The 16,904-nt window shown below is 65.8% G+C and carries 18 protein-coding genes and 1 tRNA gene; 9 read left to right on the top strand and 10 right to left on the bottom strand.

Annotation, left to right across the window (positions count from 1 at the left end):
- Window positions 1-37: 37 nt before the first annotated feature.
- The 3 genes from GLR48_RS14430 to GLR48_RS14420 form a co-directional block, all read right to left on the bottom strand.
- On the bottom strand, window positions 38-1,510 hold the full coding sequence (locus tag GLR48_RS14430; RefSeq protein WP_237062456.1) for a carboxypeptidase M32: 1,473 nt from the start codon (window positions 1,508-1,510) through the stop codon (window positions 38-40).
- The gene (gene ctaA, locus GLR48_RS14425; protein WP_237062455.1) at window positions 1,507-2,652 is read right to left on the bottom strand and encodes a heme A synthase; all 1,146 of its coding nucleotides are present in this window, start codon (window positions 2,650-2,652) and stop codon (window positions 1,507-1,509) included. The genes GLR48_RS14430 and ctaA overlap by 4 nt, the downstream gene beginning before the upstream one ends.
- 147 nt (window positions 2,653-2,799) lie before the next feature.
- Window positions 2,800-3,519: a GNAT family N-acetyltransferase gene (locus GLR48_RS14420; RefSeq protein WP_237062454.1), complete on the bottom strand. Its 720-nt coding sequence runs from the start codon at window positions 3,517-3,519 to the stop codon at window positions 2,800-2,802.
- A 72-nt stretch (window positions 3,520-3,591) separates the two neighbouring features.
- On the opposite strand from GLR48_RS14420, the gene msrB reads away from it, so the two are divergent.
- Window positions 3,592-3,987, top strand: coding sequence for a peptide-methionine (R)-S-oxide reductase MsrB (gene msrB / locus GLR48_RS14415; RefSeq protein WP_237062453.1), 396 nt, complete (start codon window positions 3,592-3,594; stop codon window positions 3,985-3,987).
- A gap of 47 nt (window positions 3,988-4,034) precedes the next feature.
- Here the strand turns inward: msrB and GLR48_RS14410 are convergent, their stop codons facing one another.
- Window positions 4,035-4,511: an outer membrane protein assembly factor BamE gene (locus tag GLR48_RS14410; RefSeq protein WP_237062452.1), complete on the bottom strand. Its 477-nt coding sequence runs from the start codon at window positions 4,509-4,511 to the stop codon at window positions 4,035-4,037.
- 110 nt (window positions 4,512-4,621) lie between these two features.
- On the opposite strand from GLR48_RS14410, the gene GLR48_RS14405 reads away from it, so the two are divergent.
- From GLR48_RS14405 to GLR48_RS14370, 8 genes are all read left to right on the top strand, one after another.
- A complete protein-coding gene (locus GLR48_RS14405) occupies window positions 4,622-5,185 on the top strand; it encodes a YceD family protein (RefSeq protein ID WP_237062450.1) in 564 nt (187 codons plus the stop codon).
- Window positions 5,186-5,342: 157 nt separating this feature from the next.
- Window positions 5,343-5,546 carry a 50S ribosomal protein L32 gene (gene rpmF / locus GLR48_RS14400; RefSeq protein WP_237062448.1) on the top strand — a complete coding sequence of 68 codons (204 nt, stop codon included), beginning with the start codon at window positions 5,343-5,345 and terminating at the stop codon, window positions 5,544-5,546.
- Window positions 5,547-5,586: 40 nt separating this feature from the next.
- A complete protein-coding gene (plsX, locus tag GLR48_RS14395; protein ID WP_237062445.1) occupies window positions 5,587-6,678 on the top strand; it encodes a phosphate acyltransferase PlsX in 1,092 nt (363 codons plus the stop codon).
- A complete protein-coding gene (locus GLR48_RS14390; protein ID WP_237062443.1) occupies window positions 6,675-7,646 on the top strand; it encodes a beta-ketoacyl-ACP synthase III in 972 nt (323 codons plus the stop codon). The genes plsX and GLR48_RS14390 overlap by 4 nt, the downstream gene beginning before the upstream one ends.
- A 90-nt stretch (window positions 7,647-7,736) precedes the next feature.
- Window positions 7,737-8,039, top strand: a complete 303-nt coding sequence (gene ihfA / locus GLR48_RS14385; protein WP_237062442.1) for an integration host factor subunit alpha — start codon at window positions 7,737-7,739, stop codon at window positions 8,037-8,039.
- Window positions 8,040-8,050: 11 nt separating this feature from the next.
- Entirely contained in the window at window positions 8,051-8,755 is a 705-nt protein-coding gene (locus GLR48_RS14380) for a MerR family transcriptional regulator (protein ID WP_237062440.1), read from the top strand.
- A 67-nt stretch (window positions 8,756-8,822) separates the two neighbouring features.
- A tRNA-Pro gene (locus GLR48_RS14375) sits at window positions 8,823-8,899 on the top strand.
- A 62-nt stretch (window positions 8,900-8,961) separates the two neighbouring features.
- Window positions 8,962-10,050 (top strand): 2'-deoxycytidine 5'-triphosphate deaminase, encoded by a 1,089-nt coding sequence (locus tag GLR48_RS14370; protein WP_237062438.1) that lies wholly within the window; start codon window positions 8,962-8,964, stop codon window positions 10,048-10,050.
- A gap of 4 nt (window positions 10,051-10,054) precedes the next feature.
- Here GLR48_RS14370 and GLR48_RS14365 read toward each other — a convergent pair whose 3' ends face one another.
- From GLR48_RS14365 to argS, 6 genes are all read right to left on the bottom strand, one after another.
- Window positions 10,055-11,437, bottom strand: a complete 1,383-nt coding sequence (locus GLR48_RS14365; protein WP_237062436.1) for a GGDEF domain-containing protein — start codon at window positions 11,435-11,437, stop codon at window positions 10,055-10,057.
- A 117-nt stretch (window positions 11,438-11,554) separates the two neighbouring features.
- Entirely contained in the window at window positions 11,555-12,184 is a 630-nt protein-coding gene (gene scpB, locus GLR48_RS14360) for an SMC-Scp complex subunit ScpB (protein WP_237062434.1), read from the bottom strand.
- Window positions 12,177-12,971 carry a segregation and condensation protein A gene (locus GLR48_RS14355; protein ID WP_237062432.1) on the bottom strand — a complete coding sequence of 265 codons (795 nt, stop codon included), beginning with the start codon at window positions 12,969-12,971 and terminating at the stop codon, window positions 12,177-12,179. The genes scpB and GLR48_RS14355 overlap by 8 nt, the downstream gene beginning before the upstream one ends.
- Before the next feature lie 11 nt (window positions 12,972-12,982).
- Window positions 12,983-13,972 carry a glycoside hydrolase family 3 N-terminal domain-containing protein gene (locus tag GLR48_RS14350; protein ID WP_237062430.1) on the bottom strand — a complete coding sequence of 330 codons (990 nt, stop codon included), beginning with the start codon at window positions 13,970-13,972 and terminating at the stop codon, window positions 12,983-12,985.
- Window positions 13,962-15,065, bottom strand: coding sequence for an SPOR domain-containing protein (locus tag GLR48_RS14345; protein ID WP_237062428.1), 1,104 nt, complete (start codon window positions 15,063-15,065; stop codon window positions 13,962-13,964). The genes GLR48_RS14350 and GLR48_RS14345 overlap by 11 nt, the downstream gene beginning before the upstream one ends.
- A 60-nt stretch (window positions 15,066-15,125) precedes the next feature.
- Window positions 15,126-16,868 carry an arginine--tRNA ligase gene (gene argS / locus GLR48_RS14340; RefSeq protein WP_237062426.1) on the bottom strand — a complete coding sequence of 581 codons (1,743 nt, stop codon included), beginning with the start codon at window positions 16,866-16,868 and terminating at the stop codon, window positions 15,126-15,128.
- Window positions 16,869-16,904: the final 36 nt, after the last annotated feature.

Raw genomic sequence — 16,904 nt, 5'->3', positions numbered from 1 at the left:
CCCCCGTCGATTTTTCACAGAAAAATCGAATGCGGCTTCACACACCATAGATCGCGCGGAACTTCGTCTCCAGATAGTCCAGCAAGGGCGCCTCACTGGGCGCGGCCCCGGCTGCACGGGTGATGACCTCGCGCGGCTGATAGAGTCCGCCATGGCGCTGCACGTTTTCGCGCAACCAGCCCGTGGCCCGCGACGTGTCGCCCCGCGCCAGATCCGCATCAAGGTCCGGCACGGCGTCGCGCAGGGCGGCGTGCAGACACCCTGCATAAACGTTCCCCAGAGAGTACGTCGGGAAGTAGCCGAATAGCCCCTCCGACCAATGCACATCCTGCAAGACACCGTTGGAGGGCCTGTCGACGGCAAATCCGAAATCGGTTGCAAAGCGGTCGTTCCAGGCCGCCTCCAGATCGCCCACGGCCAGATCGCCGCTGACCAGTGCGCGTTCCAGATCGAACCGCAGCAGGACGTGCAGGTTGTACTGCACCTCGTCCGCTTCCGTCCGGATATAGCCATCGGCGACACTGTTCACGCAGGCAAAGAAGTCATCCTCCGACGCGATCCCGATATCACCGAAGGTGTCTTTCATCCGCCCGAATAGCCATCCCGTAAAGGCGCGGCTGCGGCCCAGTTGGTTTTCATAGATCCGGCTCTGGCTCTCGTGCACTCCCATCGATACGCCGCCACCCAGCGGTGTCAGCAGATAGGCGCGGTCGATGTTCTGCTCGTAGCAGGCATGCCCGACCTCGTGGATCGTGGAATAAAAGCAGTTGAACGGATCGACCGGATTGGTCCGCGTCGTGATCCGCACGTCGAGGCCGGAGCCCGAAGAGAACGGATGCACTGCCTTGTCGATGCGCCCCATTCCCAGATCGTAACCGAAGGCCAGCGCCAGGTCCCGCGACAGCGCCATCTGCGCGGCCTCGGGAAAATCGCCGCGCAGCACGGGGGCTGACGGCTGCGCCCGGACGGCATCCCGCAGCGCCACCAGCCGGGGCCGCATCGCGCCGAACATCGCGCTCACCTGCCCCGCCGTGGCACCGGGTTCATAATCATCAAGCATCGCGTCGTAAGGATCGGCGTCACCGGCGATCGCCTGCGCCTCCTCGCGCTTCAGCGCCAGAACCCGCGCAAGGGCCGGCAGAAAGGCCGCGACATCCTCGTCGGCGCGGGCCTGCGCCCATGTCCGATGCGCGCGGCTCGTCTCGCGCGCGATGGCACCGGCCAATTGCGCAGGCACCCTAGACGCGCGGTCGAAACTGCGCCGGATCTGGCGCAGCTGTGCCGCAGCCACGTCACCTTCGGCCACCGCCTGTTCCAGCCAGCCGCCGATCCGCGGGTCGATGCGCCGGGCGTGCAGCACAACGGCCATGGCGCCCTGCTCCTCGGCCCGCTGTTCCACCGCACCGTCCGGCATCATGGTTTCCTGATCCCAACCCAAGCGACCCGCAACCTGGGCCAGCGCCTCGGTCTCGCGCGTGAAATCGAGCAGATCGTGATAGGCGGTGGTCATGGGCGGGCCTCTCTGACGGATTGGGCGAAGGGATAACGTGACAGGAATCGGGCGCGCAGGATCAGCACCCAGAGCAATACCGCACCCAGCTGGTGAACGATGGCGACATGGGCCATGGCCATGGTCATGACCGTTGCGATGCCAAGCGCCAGCTGCACCACCAGCATCCCCATCACCATGGCAAAGGCGGCCCGCGTCCGCCGGTTCGCGCTGCCACGGCTGCGCCACCAGACATAAAGGCCAAACAGGAACAGGACATACCCGCTCATCCGGTGAATGAACTGCACCGTGCCGTCATTCTCGAACAGGTTCCGCCAGATCGGTGTCAGCTGCCACATGTCGGGGGGCAGCCAGCCGCCCGCCATCAGCGGCCAGTCCGGATAACCGCGCCCGGCGTCGATACCCGCCACCAGCGCGCCCAGCACGATCTGCAGGAAGGCCAGCCCCATCAGCGCGTTCGACAGCTGCCACAGCCGCGCATCGCCCGCCCGCCGCGCAGTCAGCAGATCCGCCGAGCGGCGCCCGATCTTCAAGATATGCCACGTGATCGTGCCAAAGATGATGAAGGCCAGCCCCAGATGCGTGGCCAACCGATAAGAGGCGACATCCGTCATCCCGCCCTTCAGGCCCGAGGACACCATCCACCATCCAATCGCGCCCTGAAGGCCGCCCAGCACGCCCACAAGGAACAACCGCCCGGTCCACCCCTTCGGGATCTTGCGGGTCACGGCAAAGCCCGCGAACCCCAGCGCCCAGACCAGACCGATCACGCGGCCCAGCTGCCGGTGGCCCCATTCCCACCAGAAGATCTGCTTAAACGCCGCCATGTCCATGCCGACATTTTGCAACTGATACTCGGGGCTCGCCTGATACTTGGCGAACTCCGCCTGCCACGCGGCATCGTCCAGCGGCGGCAGCGCGCCGGTCACGGGCCGCCATTCGGTGATCGACAGCCCCGAATCCGTCAGACGCGTCAGCCCGCCCACGGCGATCATCGCCACCAGCAAGGCGAAAAGCACCATCAACCAGACCCGGATCGCGCCCCGCGCGCCCTGCCCGCGGCTGTCGATGCCACCGGGCTTGGCTAACGGCTTGGCCGTCGTGCCGACTTCTTCAAAGATGCTGCGGGATTTCGTTGCCATACAGAGGCCTCCTGATCGTTGCGCGCAACCTAAGGCCGCCCCGTGGCAGGGGCAAGCGACACACCGTCACGTCAGGCGCGCCGACGCGTCGCCTTCTTCTGGTCGAAAATACTTCCGCCGGAGGCTTGCCGTGCACCGCACGGCAAATCAGCCCGCCAGCGCGCGCAAGGCCCGCGCCCGGGCCGGCGGCACCGCATCGACGGCGACGGCTGTAAAGACATGAACCGTATCCATCACGTCATCCACCACCGCGTGATCGCCGACCCAGCCGCCCATCCCCAGGTAACTGCGCAACAGCTGCGGCAGTCCCGCCAGCGCCGCCCGCCGGTCCGGCACGGCACCGGCCAGTGACACGGTCCGCGCGGCCCGGCGCAAGGGTCGCAGCGCATCAGGCCCCTGATGATGCGCGCCGAGCAGCGCCAGCGCCGGCGCGTGGCGCTGCGGATCGGCACCGGCAAAGCTGGAACAGCCGATCAGCATCCCGGCCCCGTGCGCGTCCACCAGCCCTGTCAGCGCGCCCCAGGCCAGCCGCAGGACGTCCACCGTGCCCGCGGTGGGGGTCACGCAAAAGCGCCCGATCTCCATCACCGGCCGTTCAAAAGCAGCCAGAGGTGACAAGTCATAGGCGGTCGCGGCATAGCTGGCGGACAGGGCCGCACCGTCTTGCAACACCATAACCCGGCAGGTGCCGACCAGACCGCCCTCTCCTCCGATCATGATGTGCTGACAGACGGCATCGAAATCATCCGCATCGACGCCGGGCTTGCCGAAGAAACAGGCGTGCCGCAGGGCCTGACACGCGGCCAAGTCCGCGGCATCCTGCGCCAGCCGGACGCCCAGACGCCCCTTGTGAAATGATGCCGTCATCTGACCCCGACTTGGCGAGCTGCGAACCGCGCCCTACATGTAAACCAACACATTGCAGGAAAGATGAGACTCATGGACAAAGTCAACAAAACCGACGCCGAATGGAAAGAAGAACTGTCACCGGAGGCCTTCAAGGTGCTGCGCAAGCACAGCACGGAGCGGGCGGGCACCCACGACGACTTTCCCAAGGATGCAGGCACTTTCCTGTGCAAGGGCTGCGGCAACCCGCTGTTCACGCAGGACACCAAATTCGAATCCGGCACCGGCTGGCCGTCCTTCTATGCCCCCATCGACGATGATGCCGTGGGCGAGCAGACCGACCGCAGCCTGTTCATGCGCCGCACAGAGGTGCATTGCGCGCGCTGCGACGGGCATCTGGGCCACGTCTTTCCGGACGGTCCGGCGCCCACGGGCCTGCGCTATTGCATGAACGGCGTCGCGATGACGTTCGCACCGGACGAGGACTGATCCGGCCGGATCAGCACAGCGGGCGGCGAGCGCCGCCCGACCCTAGCTTACGGCGCGCCGCCGCTCTCGCCCAAAAAGTCGCCGGCGTTGAAGCGGCCGACGCTGCCCAGCAACTGGCGCAGGAACGTGCTGTCGCGCACGTTGTCGGTGGTCACACGGCGCGACAGGGCGATCACGCGGCCGTCCTGCAGGCCGAACTGTTCGACGTTGGACACCGTGCCGTCGCTGGCAAAGCTGACGGCCAGCACCTGACGGTCGACCTCGACCGGCGCACGCGCGCCGACCGTCTCGAACCGGCTTTGCACATAGAAATAGGCGTCCGTCCCCAGCATGCCCGTGGTTGTCGGCGGGCCGATCAGTGTCGTGACGCTGTCGCGGGTATCCTGACCGACGGTGATCTGCGCCAGATCGTCCGGGGTCGGCACATAGCCATAGTTGCGCACGATCGGCGTGCAGGCCATCGTCAGGGCCAGCCCGCCCACCATGATCAGGCTGCGCAGGCCCTTCGTGATGCTGTCTGTCATGGACCGCTCTTCCCCGTCTTCTTCGGACCCGCGGCCCTTGCCTTGGCGCGATACGCCTTTTAACTCACCTACAACATGCGATGCCCCTTGTTCAAGAATGGAACCGCCCGATGAACGGTCATAGTGACTTACCGACCAAGATCCTGCGGCTGGCCGATCTGACCAACCGCCACGCCACGACCTTTGCGCTGACCACGACGCAAGCCGAGCGTGATGCGGTGGCCGCCCACCTCGACATCCTTGGTGTGAAAAAGCTGACCTTCGCGGGCGAGATCACGCCGCAGGGGCGCGGCGACTGGCAGCTGACAGGGGTGCTGGGCGCGACGGTCGTGCAGGCCTGCGTGGCCACGCTGGCGCCGGTCACCACGCGGCTGGACGAGGATATCCGCCGCGTCTACGCCCGCGATTTCACCTATCCCGAAGGCGCCGAGGCCGAGATGCCGGAAGACGACGCGGTGGAACCCCTGCCGCAGACTCTCGATCTGGGCGCCGTCATGGTCGAGGCGCTGAGCCTTGGCCTGCCGCCGTTCCCTCGTGCCGACGGCGCCGAACTGGGTCAGGTGCTGGCCGCCGCCGAAGGTGTGACCCCGATGACCGACGACGACGCAAAGCCGTTCGCGGGCCTTGGCGCGCTGCGTGACAAGCTGTCAAAGGACGACGCGGACGAGGCCTGAGCCCTGCATTACAAAAGGGTTGCACAAATACGCTTTCGCAGTATGTTCGCGACCTCTTCAACACCCCCTCGACAGGGCCGCCGTGATGGCATAGGTGCCCCTTCGAGAACATGAAACACGGGCCATTCGTGCCCATCATTAACAGATAGGTTGCGACATGGCCGTCCAGCAGAACAAAGTCTCCAAATCCCGCCGTAACATGCGTCGTGCACACGATTCGCTGACGGCAGCAAACCCCAACAACTGCACCAACTGCGGCGAGCAGAAGCGCCCGCACCACATCTGCCCGTCCTGCGGCCACTACGCGACCCGCGAAGTGATCGTGGCCGACGCGATCGAGATGGACGAAGACGCAGCGTAAGGCCGCGCGTTAATATCTTGATCAGCGGAAAGGCGTGACCATGACCCAGACGGGGACGACCCTGACCGGGACAGATACGTCGCGCGTTCTGTCGATCGACGCCATGGGTGGCGATAACGGGCCTGCAACTGTCGTTGCGGGCCTCGCCCTGTTTCTGAAGAAGAAACCCGGCACGCAGGTCATCCTGCATGGCCGCGCGAGCGAGTTGACCCCCCTGCTTGCGAAACACGGGCTGGCGGGCAAGGTGACGCTGCGCGATGCCACCGACGTCGTCACCATGCATGACAAACCCAGCCTCGTGCTGCGGCAGGGCAAAGCCACCTCCATGTGGTCCGCGATCGAGGCCGTGCGTAACGGCGAGGCGGGCGTCGTGGTCAGTTGCGGCAACACCGGCGGGTTGATGGCCATGTCGATGCTGCGCCTGCGCAAGGTGGACGGCGTGAACCGCCCCGCCATTGCCTGCCTCTGGCCGTCGCGCAACCCGCAAGGCTTCAACGTCATGCTGGACGCGGGCGCCGACATCCGCGCCGATCAGGACGATCTGCTGATCTATGCGCTGATGGGCACGTCCTATGCCCGCAACGCCTTTGATCTGAAACGCCCGCGCGTCGGGTTGCTGAACGTCGGCACCGAGGAACACAAGGGCCGGGCAGAGCTGAAGGTCGCGCACGAACTGATCGGGACAGCGGCCACCAAGGGCGATTTTGAATACGTGGGCTTTGTCGAGGGCGGCAACCTGCCCGGCGACGTCTGCGACGTCATCGTGACCGACGGCTTTACCGGCAACGTCGCGCTGAAGACCGGCGAGGGAATCGCCAACCTGATCTCCGACCTGCTGCGCAGCTCGCTGCGCAAGACGCCGCTGTCGATGCTGGGCGCACTGCTCGCCCGCGGTGCGCTGCGCGCGCTGAAAAAGCGCGTCGATCCGCGCAGGGTCAACGGTGGCGTGTTCCTCGGCCTGACCAAGACCGTGATCAAGAGCCACGGCTCTGCCGATGCCACCGGTGTCGCGGCGGCGATTTCACTGGCCTACCGTCTGGCCGAACAGGGATTCTCGGAAAAGCTGGCCGCCCGGCTGGCGGGCGCCCTGCCCCACGATACCGGCACCAGCCCCAAGGGAGAGTCCGCATGACCCGCCGCGCCGTGGTAGAGGGAGTCGGGCATTATCTGCCGGACCGGATCGTGCCGAACAGCTGGTTCGCGGAATCGCTCGACACCAGCGACGAGTGGATCAAGAGCCGGTCCGGGATCGAGCGGCGTCATTTCGCCGCCGACGGTCAGACCACTTCCGATCTGGCGTCGCGTGCGGCCAAGGCTGCCTTGGCCGACGCCGGTTTGCAGGGGTCCGACATCGACGCGATCATCCTCGCGACCTCCACCGCGGACATGACCTTTCCCTCTGCCGCGACCATGGTGCAGGAAGCGATCGGCAACACCACCGGTTTTGCCTTCGATGTGCAGGCCGTCTGCGCGGGATTCGTCTATGCGCTGGCCAATGCGAATGCGCTGATCATCTCGGGTCAGGCAAAACGGGTGCTGGTGATCGGGGCCGAAACCTTCAGCCGGATCATGGACTGGACCGACCGCAGCACCTGCGTGCTGTTCGGTGACGGTGCCGGTGCGCTGATTCTGGGCGCCGAGGAGGGCGATGGCACGCCTGCCGACCGTGGTATCCTCGCGACGGACTTGAATTCCGACGGGCGCTACCGCGATCTGCTTTATGTCGACGGCGGTGTCGCGACCCAGAACACCGGCAAGCTGCGGATGGAAGGCAAGGAAGTCTTTCGCCACGCGGTCGAGAAACTGGCCGCCACCGCAGAGGCTGCGCTGGACAAGGCGGGCCTCGCGGCCCCGGACGTCGACTGGGTCGTCCCCCATCAGGCCAATATCCGCATCATTCAGGCGACCGCGAAAAAGCTGGGCGTCGGCATGGACCGCGTCGTCGTCACCGTTCAGGATCACGGCAATACCTCTGCCGCGTCGATTCCGCTGGCCTTGTCCGTCGGCCGGGACCGCGGTCAAATCAAGCGCGGCGACGTCGTCGTGACCGAGGCGATCGGCGGCGGTCTGGCCTGGGGATCAGTCGTTTTACGCTGGTGATTCCACGCCGTTATAAACACCGCGCAACTGCCTGTTATTGACTTTCAATTTCCCCCTCACATACTGTTCACGAAATCTTTGGGGGACGACATGACTGACAAGACACTGACTCGGATGGATCTGTCCGACGCCGTGCATACGCAGGTGGGCCTGTCGCGCAACGAAAGTGCCGAGCTGGTCGAAAGCGTCCTGCAGCATATGTCCGACGCGCTGGTCGAAGGCGAACAGGTCAAGATCAGCTCTTTCGGGACCTTCTCGACCCGTGACAAGGCGGCCCGCGTGGGACGTAATCCCAAGACCGGCGAAGAGGTGCCGATCCACCCGCGGCGGGTTCTGACCTTTCGTCCCAGCCACCTGATGAAGGACAAGGTCGCTGCGGGCAACAAATCGTAAGGGAGACCCGCGTGGCCAAGGCCCCAGACGCCTTTCGCACCATCTCTGAAGTGGCCGACCAACTGGACACGCCGGCGCATGTGCTGCGCTTTTGGGAAAGCAAGTTCACGCAGGTCAAACCGGTGAAGCGGGCCGGTGGTCGACGCTACTATCGCCCCGACGACGTGGCGCTGCTGGGCGGGATCAAGGCACTGCTGCACGATCAGGGCATGACCATCAAGGGCGCGCAGAAGATGATGCGCGAACGCGGCATCAAGGTCGTGATGGCACTTGGCCAGCCCGACGATGACGGAATGGTCGATGCGATCGACATGATCGCAACACCGTCCCCGCCCGCCCAAGTGACCGAAGCCGAGGCGCTGCTTGACGATCCGTTGACCCCTTTCGACGGCGTCGACAATGTCGTGTCACTGGCCGTGACCACATCGGACGAATCGCCAAGCGCCGCACCCGACACTGATACGGATACGGATACGGATACGGATACGGATACGGATACGGATACGGATACCGGGGACGATCTGCCTGCGGCGATGTCAAGTGCGACCGAACCGATGGCCCTGCCACCGGCCCCGTCGCCGCGGCCGCCGGTGCCGTCGCGGGTGCTGGCCGATCTGGCCCGCATGGACCGCAATCTCTCGGTCACGCGCGCGGCATCGCTGGCCGCCGTGCTGGTCCGGCTGGAACGGGTTCATGCCGCAATGCCGGGACGCTGAAAATACCCGGCCAAGGGCGCAAATCGGGCCTTGCCCTCTGCCCCATATCGGGTAAACAGCCCTCAGTCGGGCTATAGCGCAGCCTGGTAGCGCGTCCGTCTGGGGGACGGAAGGTCGCAGGTTCGAGTCCTGCTAGCCCGACCAAACAAACCGCCCGCTGGCCTCGCGCCGCGGGCGTTTTGCTATGTGATGCAAGGGGATGGCGCATGACAGAATTTGCATCCGGCGTGCTGGCCGATCATCAGATCGCGCAGCTGATCGCCTCCGGCGCGATCACTGCCAGCCATCCGATTGCGGAGGGACAGATCCAGCCGGCATCGCTCGACCTGCGCTTGGGCGATGTGGCCTACCGGGTGCGGGCGTCCTTCCTGACCGGCGCCGCGCGCACCGTGACCGAACGGTTGGCCGATTTCACCATGCACGCCGTCCCCCTGACCGGCGGCGCCGTGCTGGAAAAAGGCTGTGTCTATGTCGTGCCCCTGCGCGAGGCGTTGTCTCTGCCGCCGGGGATGACGGCCGCCGCCAGTGCCAAATCGTCGATCGGGCGCCTCGATCTGCTGACGCGCATCATCACCGACCGCGGCACGGCCTTCGATCGCGTGCCCGCAGGCTATACCGGGCCGCTTTATGTCGAAATCTGCCCACGCAGTTTTTCCGTCGTCGCAGAGCCGGGCCAGATGCTGAACCAGATCATCTTTCGTCAGGGCCAGACGCTGATGTCGGATGCCGAATTGCTGGATCTGCACCGTCAGACGCCCATCGTGAACACGGATCCGGTGATCTCGGACGGCCTTGGATTTTCGGTCGATCTGCGCCCCGCCACCGGCACGCTGATCGGCTACCGCGCTAAGCCTCATACCGGCGTCGTCGATCTGGCGAAACTGGGGCATTACACCCCGTCGGATTATTGGGAAGAGGTCCACACGGACACCGGCTGGATCATCCTCGATCCCGGGGCCTTCTATATCCTCGTTAGCCGCGAGGCGATCGTCATCCCGCCCCTGCAGGCCGCCGAGATGGCGCCCTATCTGGCCATGGTTGGCGAGTTTCGGGTGCATTACGCCGGGTTCTTCGATCCCGGCTTCGGCTGGGCAGACGCGGGCGGCACCGGGTCGCGCGGCGTGCTGGAGGTGCGCTGCCACGAAGCCCCCTTCGTGCTGGAACACGGCCAAATCGTCGGGCGGCTGGTCTACGAGCGGATGTCGTCGCATCCGCGCGCGCTTTATGGCGCCGGGATCGCCTCGAATTACCAGGGCCAGGGCCTGAAACTGTCGAAGCATTTCGCACAGAGCTGAGCGGTCAGGCCGCCTTGTCGTAGGCCAACGCAAAGGCCACGCAGTTGCGACCGCCGTCCTTGGCCTTGTAAAGCGCCAGATCGGCCCGCTTGATCGCCTGCTCGAAGGATGTATCGGTCTCCCGCAGCGCGCTGACCCCGAAGGACGCGCTGATGTTGAAGGGACCGGTCTGGCAATGCGCCGCCGTCTGCCGCGACAGGTCGCAGATCGCGACACGCAAGCGCTCGACCAGTTGCTTCAGCTCCTCCTCCTGCCGCGCGTCGGCGATCAGCATGAATTCTTCGCCACCCCAGCGACCCAACACGTCGCCCTGACGCAGCAGCGGCGGCAGGGCGCGGGCGACGTTGCGCAGCACGCGGTCGCCTTCGTCGTGGCCGTGGGTGTCGTTGATCGTCTTGAAATGATCGAGGTCGAAGATCACGACGCAGGCGGCCTTGCCGGTGGTGCGCAGCTCGCTCATCCGGCGGCGCAGGATCTGCATCAGGCCGACCCGGTTGCGCAGGCCCGTCAGACCATCCGTGACCGCCTGTTCCGCCAGACGTTTTTCGACTGATCGGCGCATCTCGTCCGCGATCTGGTGCTGAAAGCCAGAGGCGATCGACAGCAGGATCGTCGTGGCGATGACGATGGCGATCACCACCGCCTCGATCTGAAAGCCTTGCCGCGGCACGCCCCAGATGCGGTAGAGGAACATGCCCGCTAGCCACGGAATGCACGTGCCGACCGCTGCCATCACCCGCGTCCTGACGCCGACCTGAGACGTCAGCATGATGATTCGCACCACCGGATGCACGGCGTGCAGCGCAATCGCGCAGACCGCCCCGCTGCACAGGGCCGCCAGCGTCATGCCCGCCATGAGCCCGCCGAAATGCCGGACGCCAAAGGTCATCGACAGAAGTGTGTTCAGCACGATCGCAAGAAGCCCGACAAGGCAGGCGATCCCGGTGCAGGGCGCCCGGTAGCGCAGTCCGATGGCAAGCGACAGCAGCACGATGGCACCGCCTGTATCCACGCTCATCCTGCCGCGCACCGGCAAGACCATGGCCAGCGGGTCAAGCCCCATGGCCCCCAGAACCGTCCAAGCGACTGCGATCAGCCCGGCGGCGGCCGTCAGGCCGGTCGCGCCAGGCGCCCCGCGGTCGGCGAAAGGCGTGCGGAACATCGCCACGGCCAGTGCGATCAGGGCAAGCGCCGTCGCGGGATGCGTCGCGGCACCGGACGCCGCCTGGGGTGGCTGCCAGGGCCCGTGCATCGCGACGTTCAGCGCCACACCGACAACGGCGCAGGCGCCCATGACCATGGCGAACAATGACTTGCGCGCCTGAAGCCATATCACCACCCCCAAGCGATCGTCGATCGGGTCGAACTGGTCCCTGATTTTCAGCATCCACGCACCTCGTCTGGCTTTATGCTGACAGAGGATGGGGGCGAATTGGTCAAGACCGCCTTAACATATAAAATGCCACTCAATTTGTCGGATCCGCACCAGAGGAGCGGATTCGACTCAGGCGTCGTCCTCGAACAGGTCGTCCTGACCGTCCTGATCCGTGTCCTCCGACTCGGTCCCCGGCACCGGGCGGCTGTCCAGCAGCCCTGCGGCGCGCAATTCCTTCAGACCCGGCAGGTCGCGCGCGGATTCGAGGCCGAAGTGATCGAGGAAGTGCTGCGTCACGATGAATGTGACCGGGCGGCCGGGCGTCATGCGGCGCCGGCCAAGGCGAATCCAATCCAGTTCGATCAACTGGTCCAACGTGCCGCGGCTGACACTGACGCCGCGGATCTCCTCGATCTCGGCGCGGGTGGCTGGCTGGTGATAGGCGACGATGGCCAGCGTCTCGATTGCGGCGCGAGACAGCTTGCGGGTCTCGACGGTCTCGTCGCTCATAAGAAAGCCAAGGTCTGGCGCCGTGCGAAAGGCCCAGGCTTCGCCCACGCGGACCAGATGCACGCCGCGCCCGGCGAACCGCTTGCGCACCAGCGCCAGCGCCGCGGCGGGATCGCAGCCGTGCGGCATCCGGCCAGCAAGCTGCGGCACGGTGACGGGTTCGGCGGTGGCAAACAGAATCGCCTCAACCATGCGTTCCTGATCCGCCATGGGCGGCGCCTCGAACAGGCTGTCGCGGGGTTCAGACATCGCGGGGTAGCCGTTTGCGGATGTGGATGGGCGCAAAGGTATCGCCCTGCCGGATCTCGATCCGGCCTTCCTTGGCGAGTTCCAGCGAGGCCGCGAAATGCGCCGCGGTAGCGGTGCGGCGGCGGACCGGGTCGTGGTCCCAGTCTGCGGGCAGATAGCTTGCGATATCCGTCCATTCGCCCGCAAATCCGATCAGGTGGCGCATCCGGTCCAGCGCCTGTTCCATCGTCATCAGGTTGTCGCGGTCCATGACGAAGGGACGAAAATCGTCGCGGGTGCGGATGCGCGCATAGCCCTGCATCAGGTCCAGCAGCGTCGCGGTATATGTCACGCGGCGCACGCGGGTCACGTCCTGGGTGATGCCGCGGGCAAAGATGTCGCGGCCCAGCTGATCTCGCCCCATCAGGCGGGCGGCGACATTGCGCATCGCCTCCAGCCGTTCCAGCTGGAACGCGAGGTGGGCTGCGAGTTCCTCGCCAGACGGCCCCTCGTCGGCGGGATCGGGCGGCAACAAGAGGCGGGATTTCAGAAAGGCGAGCCAGGCGGCCATCACGAGGTAATCCGCCGCCAATTCCAGCCGCAGGCGTTTCGCCTGTTCGACGAAGGCGAGGTATTGCCGCGCCAGTTCAAGGATCGAGATCTTGCGCAGATCGACCTTTTGGGTGCGCGACAGCGTCAGCAACAGGTCGAGCGGCCCCTCAAAGGCACCGACGTCGACAATCAGCGCCTCGCCGGCGATGCGGTCGGCGACACTGTCAGGCGACGCCGCGTGCTGATCCTGTGCCATGTGCCGCGTCCTCAGCCAAGAAGGGCTTCAAGTTCGCGAACGGCGGCGTCGATGTCAATCGGCTGAGGGGGCCTGCGTTCGGCCAGCGCGTGTAGGGCGCGGGCCTGTGCGGCGGGGCTCATCGGCCCTGCGGCCTTTGCCACGGCGGGCATTTCTGACAGATCGCCGTTGCAGTGCAGGACAATATCGCAGCCCGCGGCGGTGGACGCTGCGGCCCGTTCCACGGGTGTGCCCGACAGCGCCTCCATCCCGATGTCGTCGGTCATGATCAGCCCGCCGAAACCGATGTCGTCGCGGATCACCCGCATCATCGGGGCAGAGGTCGTGGCGGGCGCCTGCGCGTCGATGTCGGAAAAGACGATATGCGCCGTCATGCCCATGCGGATATCGTTCAGCGCCCGGAAGGGCGCGAAATCCCGCGCCTCCAGATCCCCGCGCGGGGCGGTGACGGTGGGCAGGCTCAGGTGGCTGTCCACGCTCGCGCGGCCGTAGCCGGGGATATGCTTCAGCACCGGCAGCACGCCACCGGCGACGAAGGCATTGGCACAGACGCGGGCGGCCTCGATCACGACCGGGGCCGTTTCGCCCGACAGGCGGTTGCGCAGGACAGGGTGGGTCTGCGCCTCGACCAGATCGGCCAGGGGCGCGCAATTCACGTCGATCCCGACGTCGTGCAGTTCGGCGGCGATCAGACGGTTGCGCAGGTAATGCGCCCGCATCGGGTCGGCGGCGCGGGTCATCTGGTCGAGTGCGGGCAGGTACTCGCGCCAGTGCGGGCTGCGCATACGCTGGACGCGCCCCCCCTCTTGGTCGATCAGGATCGGCGCTGCGCGTCCCACGGCGTCGCGCAGATCTGCGGTCAGCGCACGCAGCTGGTCGGGGCTGTCCACATTGCGGGCGAAGAGGATGAAACCCCAAGGGTCCGCATTGCGAAAGAACGTGCGTTCAGCCTCGGTCAGTCGCAGGCCGGACAGGCCGAAGATCGTGGCGTTAGCGGACAACGACGGGGGTGCAGACCGTGCGGCCCGCTTCCATCGTCTGGCAGAAGGCGCGCGCGCCTTCCAGCCCGTCAAACCCGCTGGCCCGCAGCCGGTAGAAGGTCGATCCACCGGTCGTCGCAGGCTCGATCACGCGGCCCTTGACCGCCAGCACCTCGCCGAAACGTTCGACAAGGCGATCCCATTCCTTTGCCGCCTCTGCAGGCGAGGGAAAGGCGCCAAGCTGCACCAGTTTCGTGCCCACGGGCAGCGAGTCGGTCAGCAGCGCCTCTGATGGGAGAGCGGCCGGCGTCTGAACCGCTGCCGGCTGCGCCGCCAGGTCCTGCGGCGCGACTGCGGCGACAGTGACGACGGCCGGGGCCAGATCGCTGGCCGTGGCGACGGCGGGCGTGGCGCGCAGCGGACGCAGCATCGGACGGACGGTCGACCGCAGGCCGCCGGTCGGCACCGTGGCGGCGGGGGCGGCGACGTCTGAATTCATCGCCTCGGCCAAGGCCATGGCGATCGGGTCTTCGGCGTCGATGTTTGCGATCTCGCTGGCGTCCACTTCCTCGCCGTCAACGGTCATGACAGGGTTTTCACCTGCGTCATCCTCGGCGTCCGCGACCGGCTCCAGCGCCGCCATCGGCGTGATACCGGCCGAAATCTGGTCAGCCAGCGCCAGAATGTCGTCCGCCGTCATTGGCCCGGTCGGTGCAGCAGGTGCGGCAACAGCCTCTGCGGCCGCCAGTGGATCGGGGGTCGCGGCCGACAGCGGTGCGGTTTCCAGATCTTCCTCGGCCAGCTCGAAGGTGCGCGGCGCGAGGGTCAGGGTATCTTCGGGGGCCGCAGCCTCGCCCACAGCGGCGACGGCGTTGACGGCCAGACCGCGATGGTCGGCCACATCGCCGCCGGGATCGTCGGGGGCCACGCGCATGTCGCCCTGCATCGCGCGTACGACGGGCACGCCGCTGACGTCGCGCAGGATGGTCTGGGTGCCCCAGACGGCGACACCGATCATCAGCGTCAGGCTGACGGCCGCGCCCGCGTATTGCGTATAGCGTCCGGCCACGTCCGCCAGACGGCCGGGTGCATTCACCTCGTCATATACTGCCATTACTGCCTCGTTTTTCGCGGGTTCGCGCGACCCACTTTTGCCTCTGGTCATCTTGGATGCTTAGCGCATCTCTTGGACCGGTGTGACGCCAAGAATACCCAAGCCCGCTGCGATCACAACCTGCACGGCGCGGATCAGGGCGATCTTGGACTGCGATGTGGCATTGTCGCCATCCTGAAGGAACCGCAGGCTGGTGTCGCTGTTACCCAGATTCCACAAGCCATGCAGGTCGGATGCCAGATCGTAGAGGTAGAAGGCGATCTTGTGCGGCTCGTGACCCTTGGCCGCGATCTCGACCATGCGGGGCCATTCGGCGACCTTGCGCGCGATGGCAAGCTCTGCCGGATGGGCCAGGCCGGACAGATCGGCCCCCGCCAGCGTCGCGTCATCCACAGCGATCCCAGCCTCGCCCGCCTTGCGCAGAACAGAGTTCACGCGGGCATGGGCGTATTGCACGTAAAAGACCGGGTTGTCCTTGGACTGCTCGGTCACCTTCGCAAAGTCGAAATCAAGCGGCGCGTCGTTCTTGCGGGTCAGCATGTGGAACCGGGTCACATCGGCGCCGACCTCGTCCACGACGTCGGACAGGGTGATGAACGTCCCTGCCCGCTTGGACATCTTGAACGGCTCGCCGTTCTGGTAAAGCTTCACCAACTGCGTCAGCTTGACGTCCAGCGGCACGCGACCGTTCGACAGCGCGGATACGGCGGCCTTCATCCGCTTGACATAGCCGCCGTGGTCGGCGCCGAAGACGTCGATCAGCGCGTCAAAGCCACGTTCGATCTTGTCATAGTGATAGGCGATGTCGGGCGCGAAATAGGTCCAGGCGCCGTCGGATTTCTGCACCGGCCGGTCCACGTCGTCGCCGTGGGCGGTGGATTTGAACAGCGTCTGCTCGCGCGGCTCCCAATCCTCGGGCATTTTGCCCTTCGGCGGTTCCAGCGTGCCGCGATAGATCAGGCCGGCCGCATCCAAGCGCGCAATCGCCTTTTCGATCTTGCCGGTGCCGTAAAGGGACTTTTCCGAATAGAAATTATCCATCGTGATGTTCAGCTTGGAGAGGTCCGCGCGGATCAAATCCATCATCGCCTCGGTGGCGAACAACCGGACTTCTTCCAGCCAGACATCCTCTGGCTGGTCCAGCCAGATGTCGCCCACCTTGGCTTTCAATGCCTCGCCCACGTCGATCAGATAGTCGCCGGGATAGGTGCCTTCGGGCCAGTCGACGCTCAGATCATGCGCCTCTTGGTAGCGCAAATAAACGGACCGGGCGAGGACATCGACCTGCGCGCCGCCATCGTTGATGTAGTATTCCCGCGTCACGTCATAGCCCGCATAGTCCAGCAGGCTGGCCAATGCGTCGCCAAAGACGGCGCCCCGCGTGTGACCGACGTGCAGCGGCCCGGTGGGGTTGGCGCTGACGTATTCGACCAGCACCTTTTGGTTCGCACCCAGTGTGCCGCGCCCGAAACCGGGGTCGGTCAGCGCGTCGACGATCAGGGCCTGCCAGACCGTATCGGCCAGCCGCAGGTTCAGGAAACCGGGGCCGGCCACATCGGCGCTGACGACGCGCGGATCGGCGGTCAGGCGGGCGGCCAGCGCATCGGCGATCTCGCGCGGTTTCATGTTCGCGGGCTTGGCCAGCACCATCGCCGCGTTGGTCGCCATGTCGCCGTGGCCCGCATCCCGCGGCGGCTCGACCGAGACAGCGTCCGTGGACAGCCCTGCCGGCAGCAGACCGTCTCGCTCCATCTCGCCAAGGGTGGCGATGACGAGGGCGCGCAGGTCTGCAAAGATGTTCATGGCTCAGGGCTTCCGTTCAGGTGTGCGGCGGTCATA

Source organism: Loktanella sp. M215 (assembly GCF_021735925.1).
Classification (GTDB): Bacteria; Pseudomonadota; Alphaproteobacteria; order Rhodobacterales; family Rhodobacteraceae; genus Loktanella.
The sequence above is the reverse complement of the archived record's forward strand: the minus strand, read 5'-3'. Positions and strand labels throughout refer to the sequence as shown.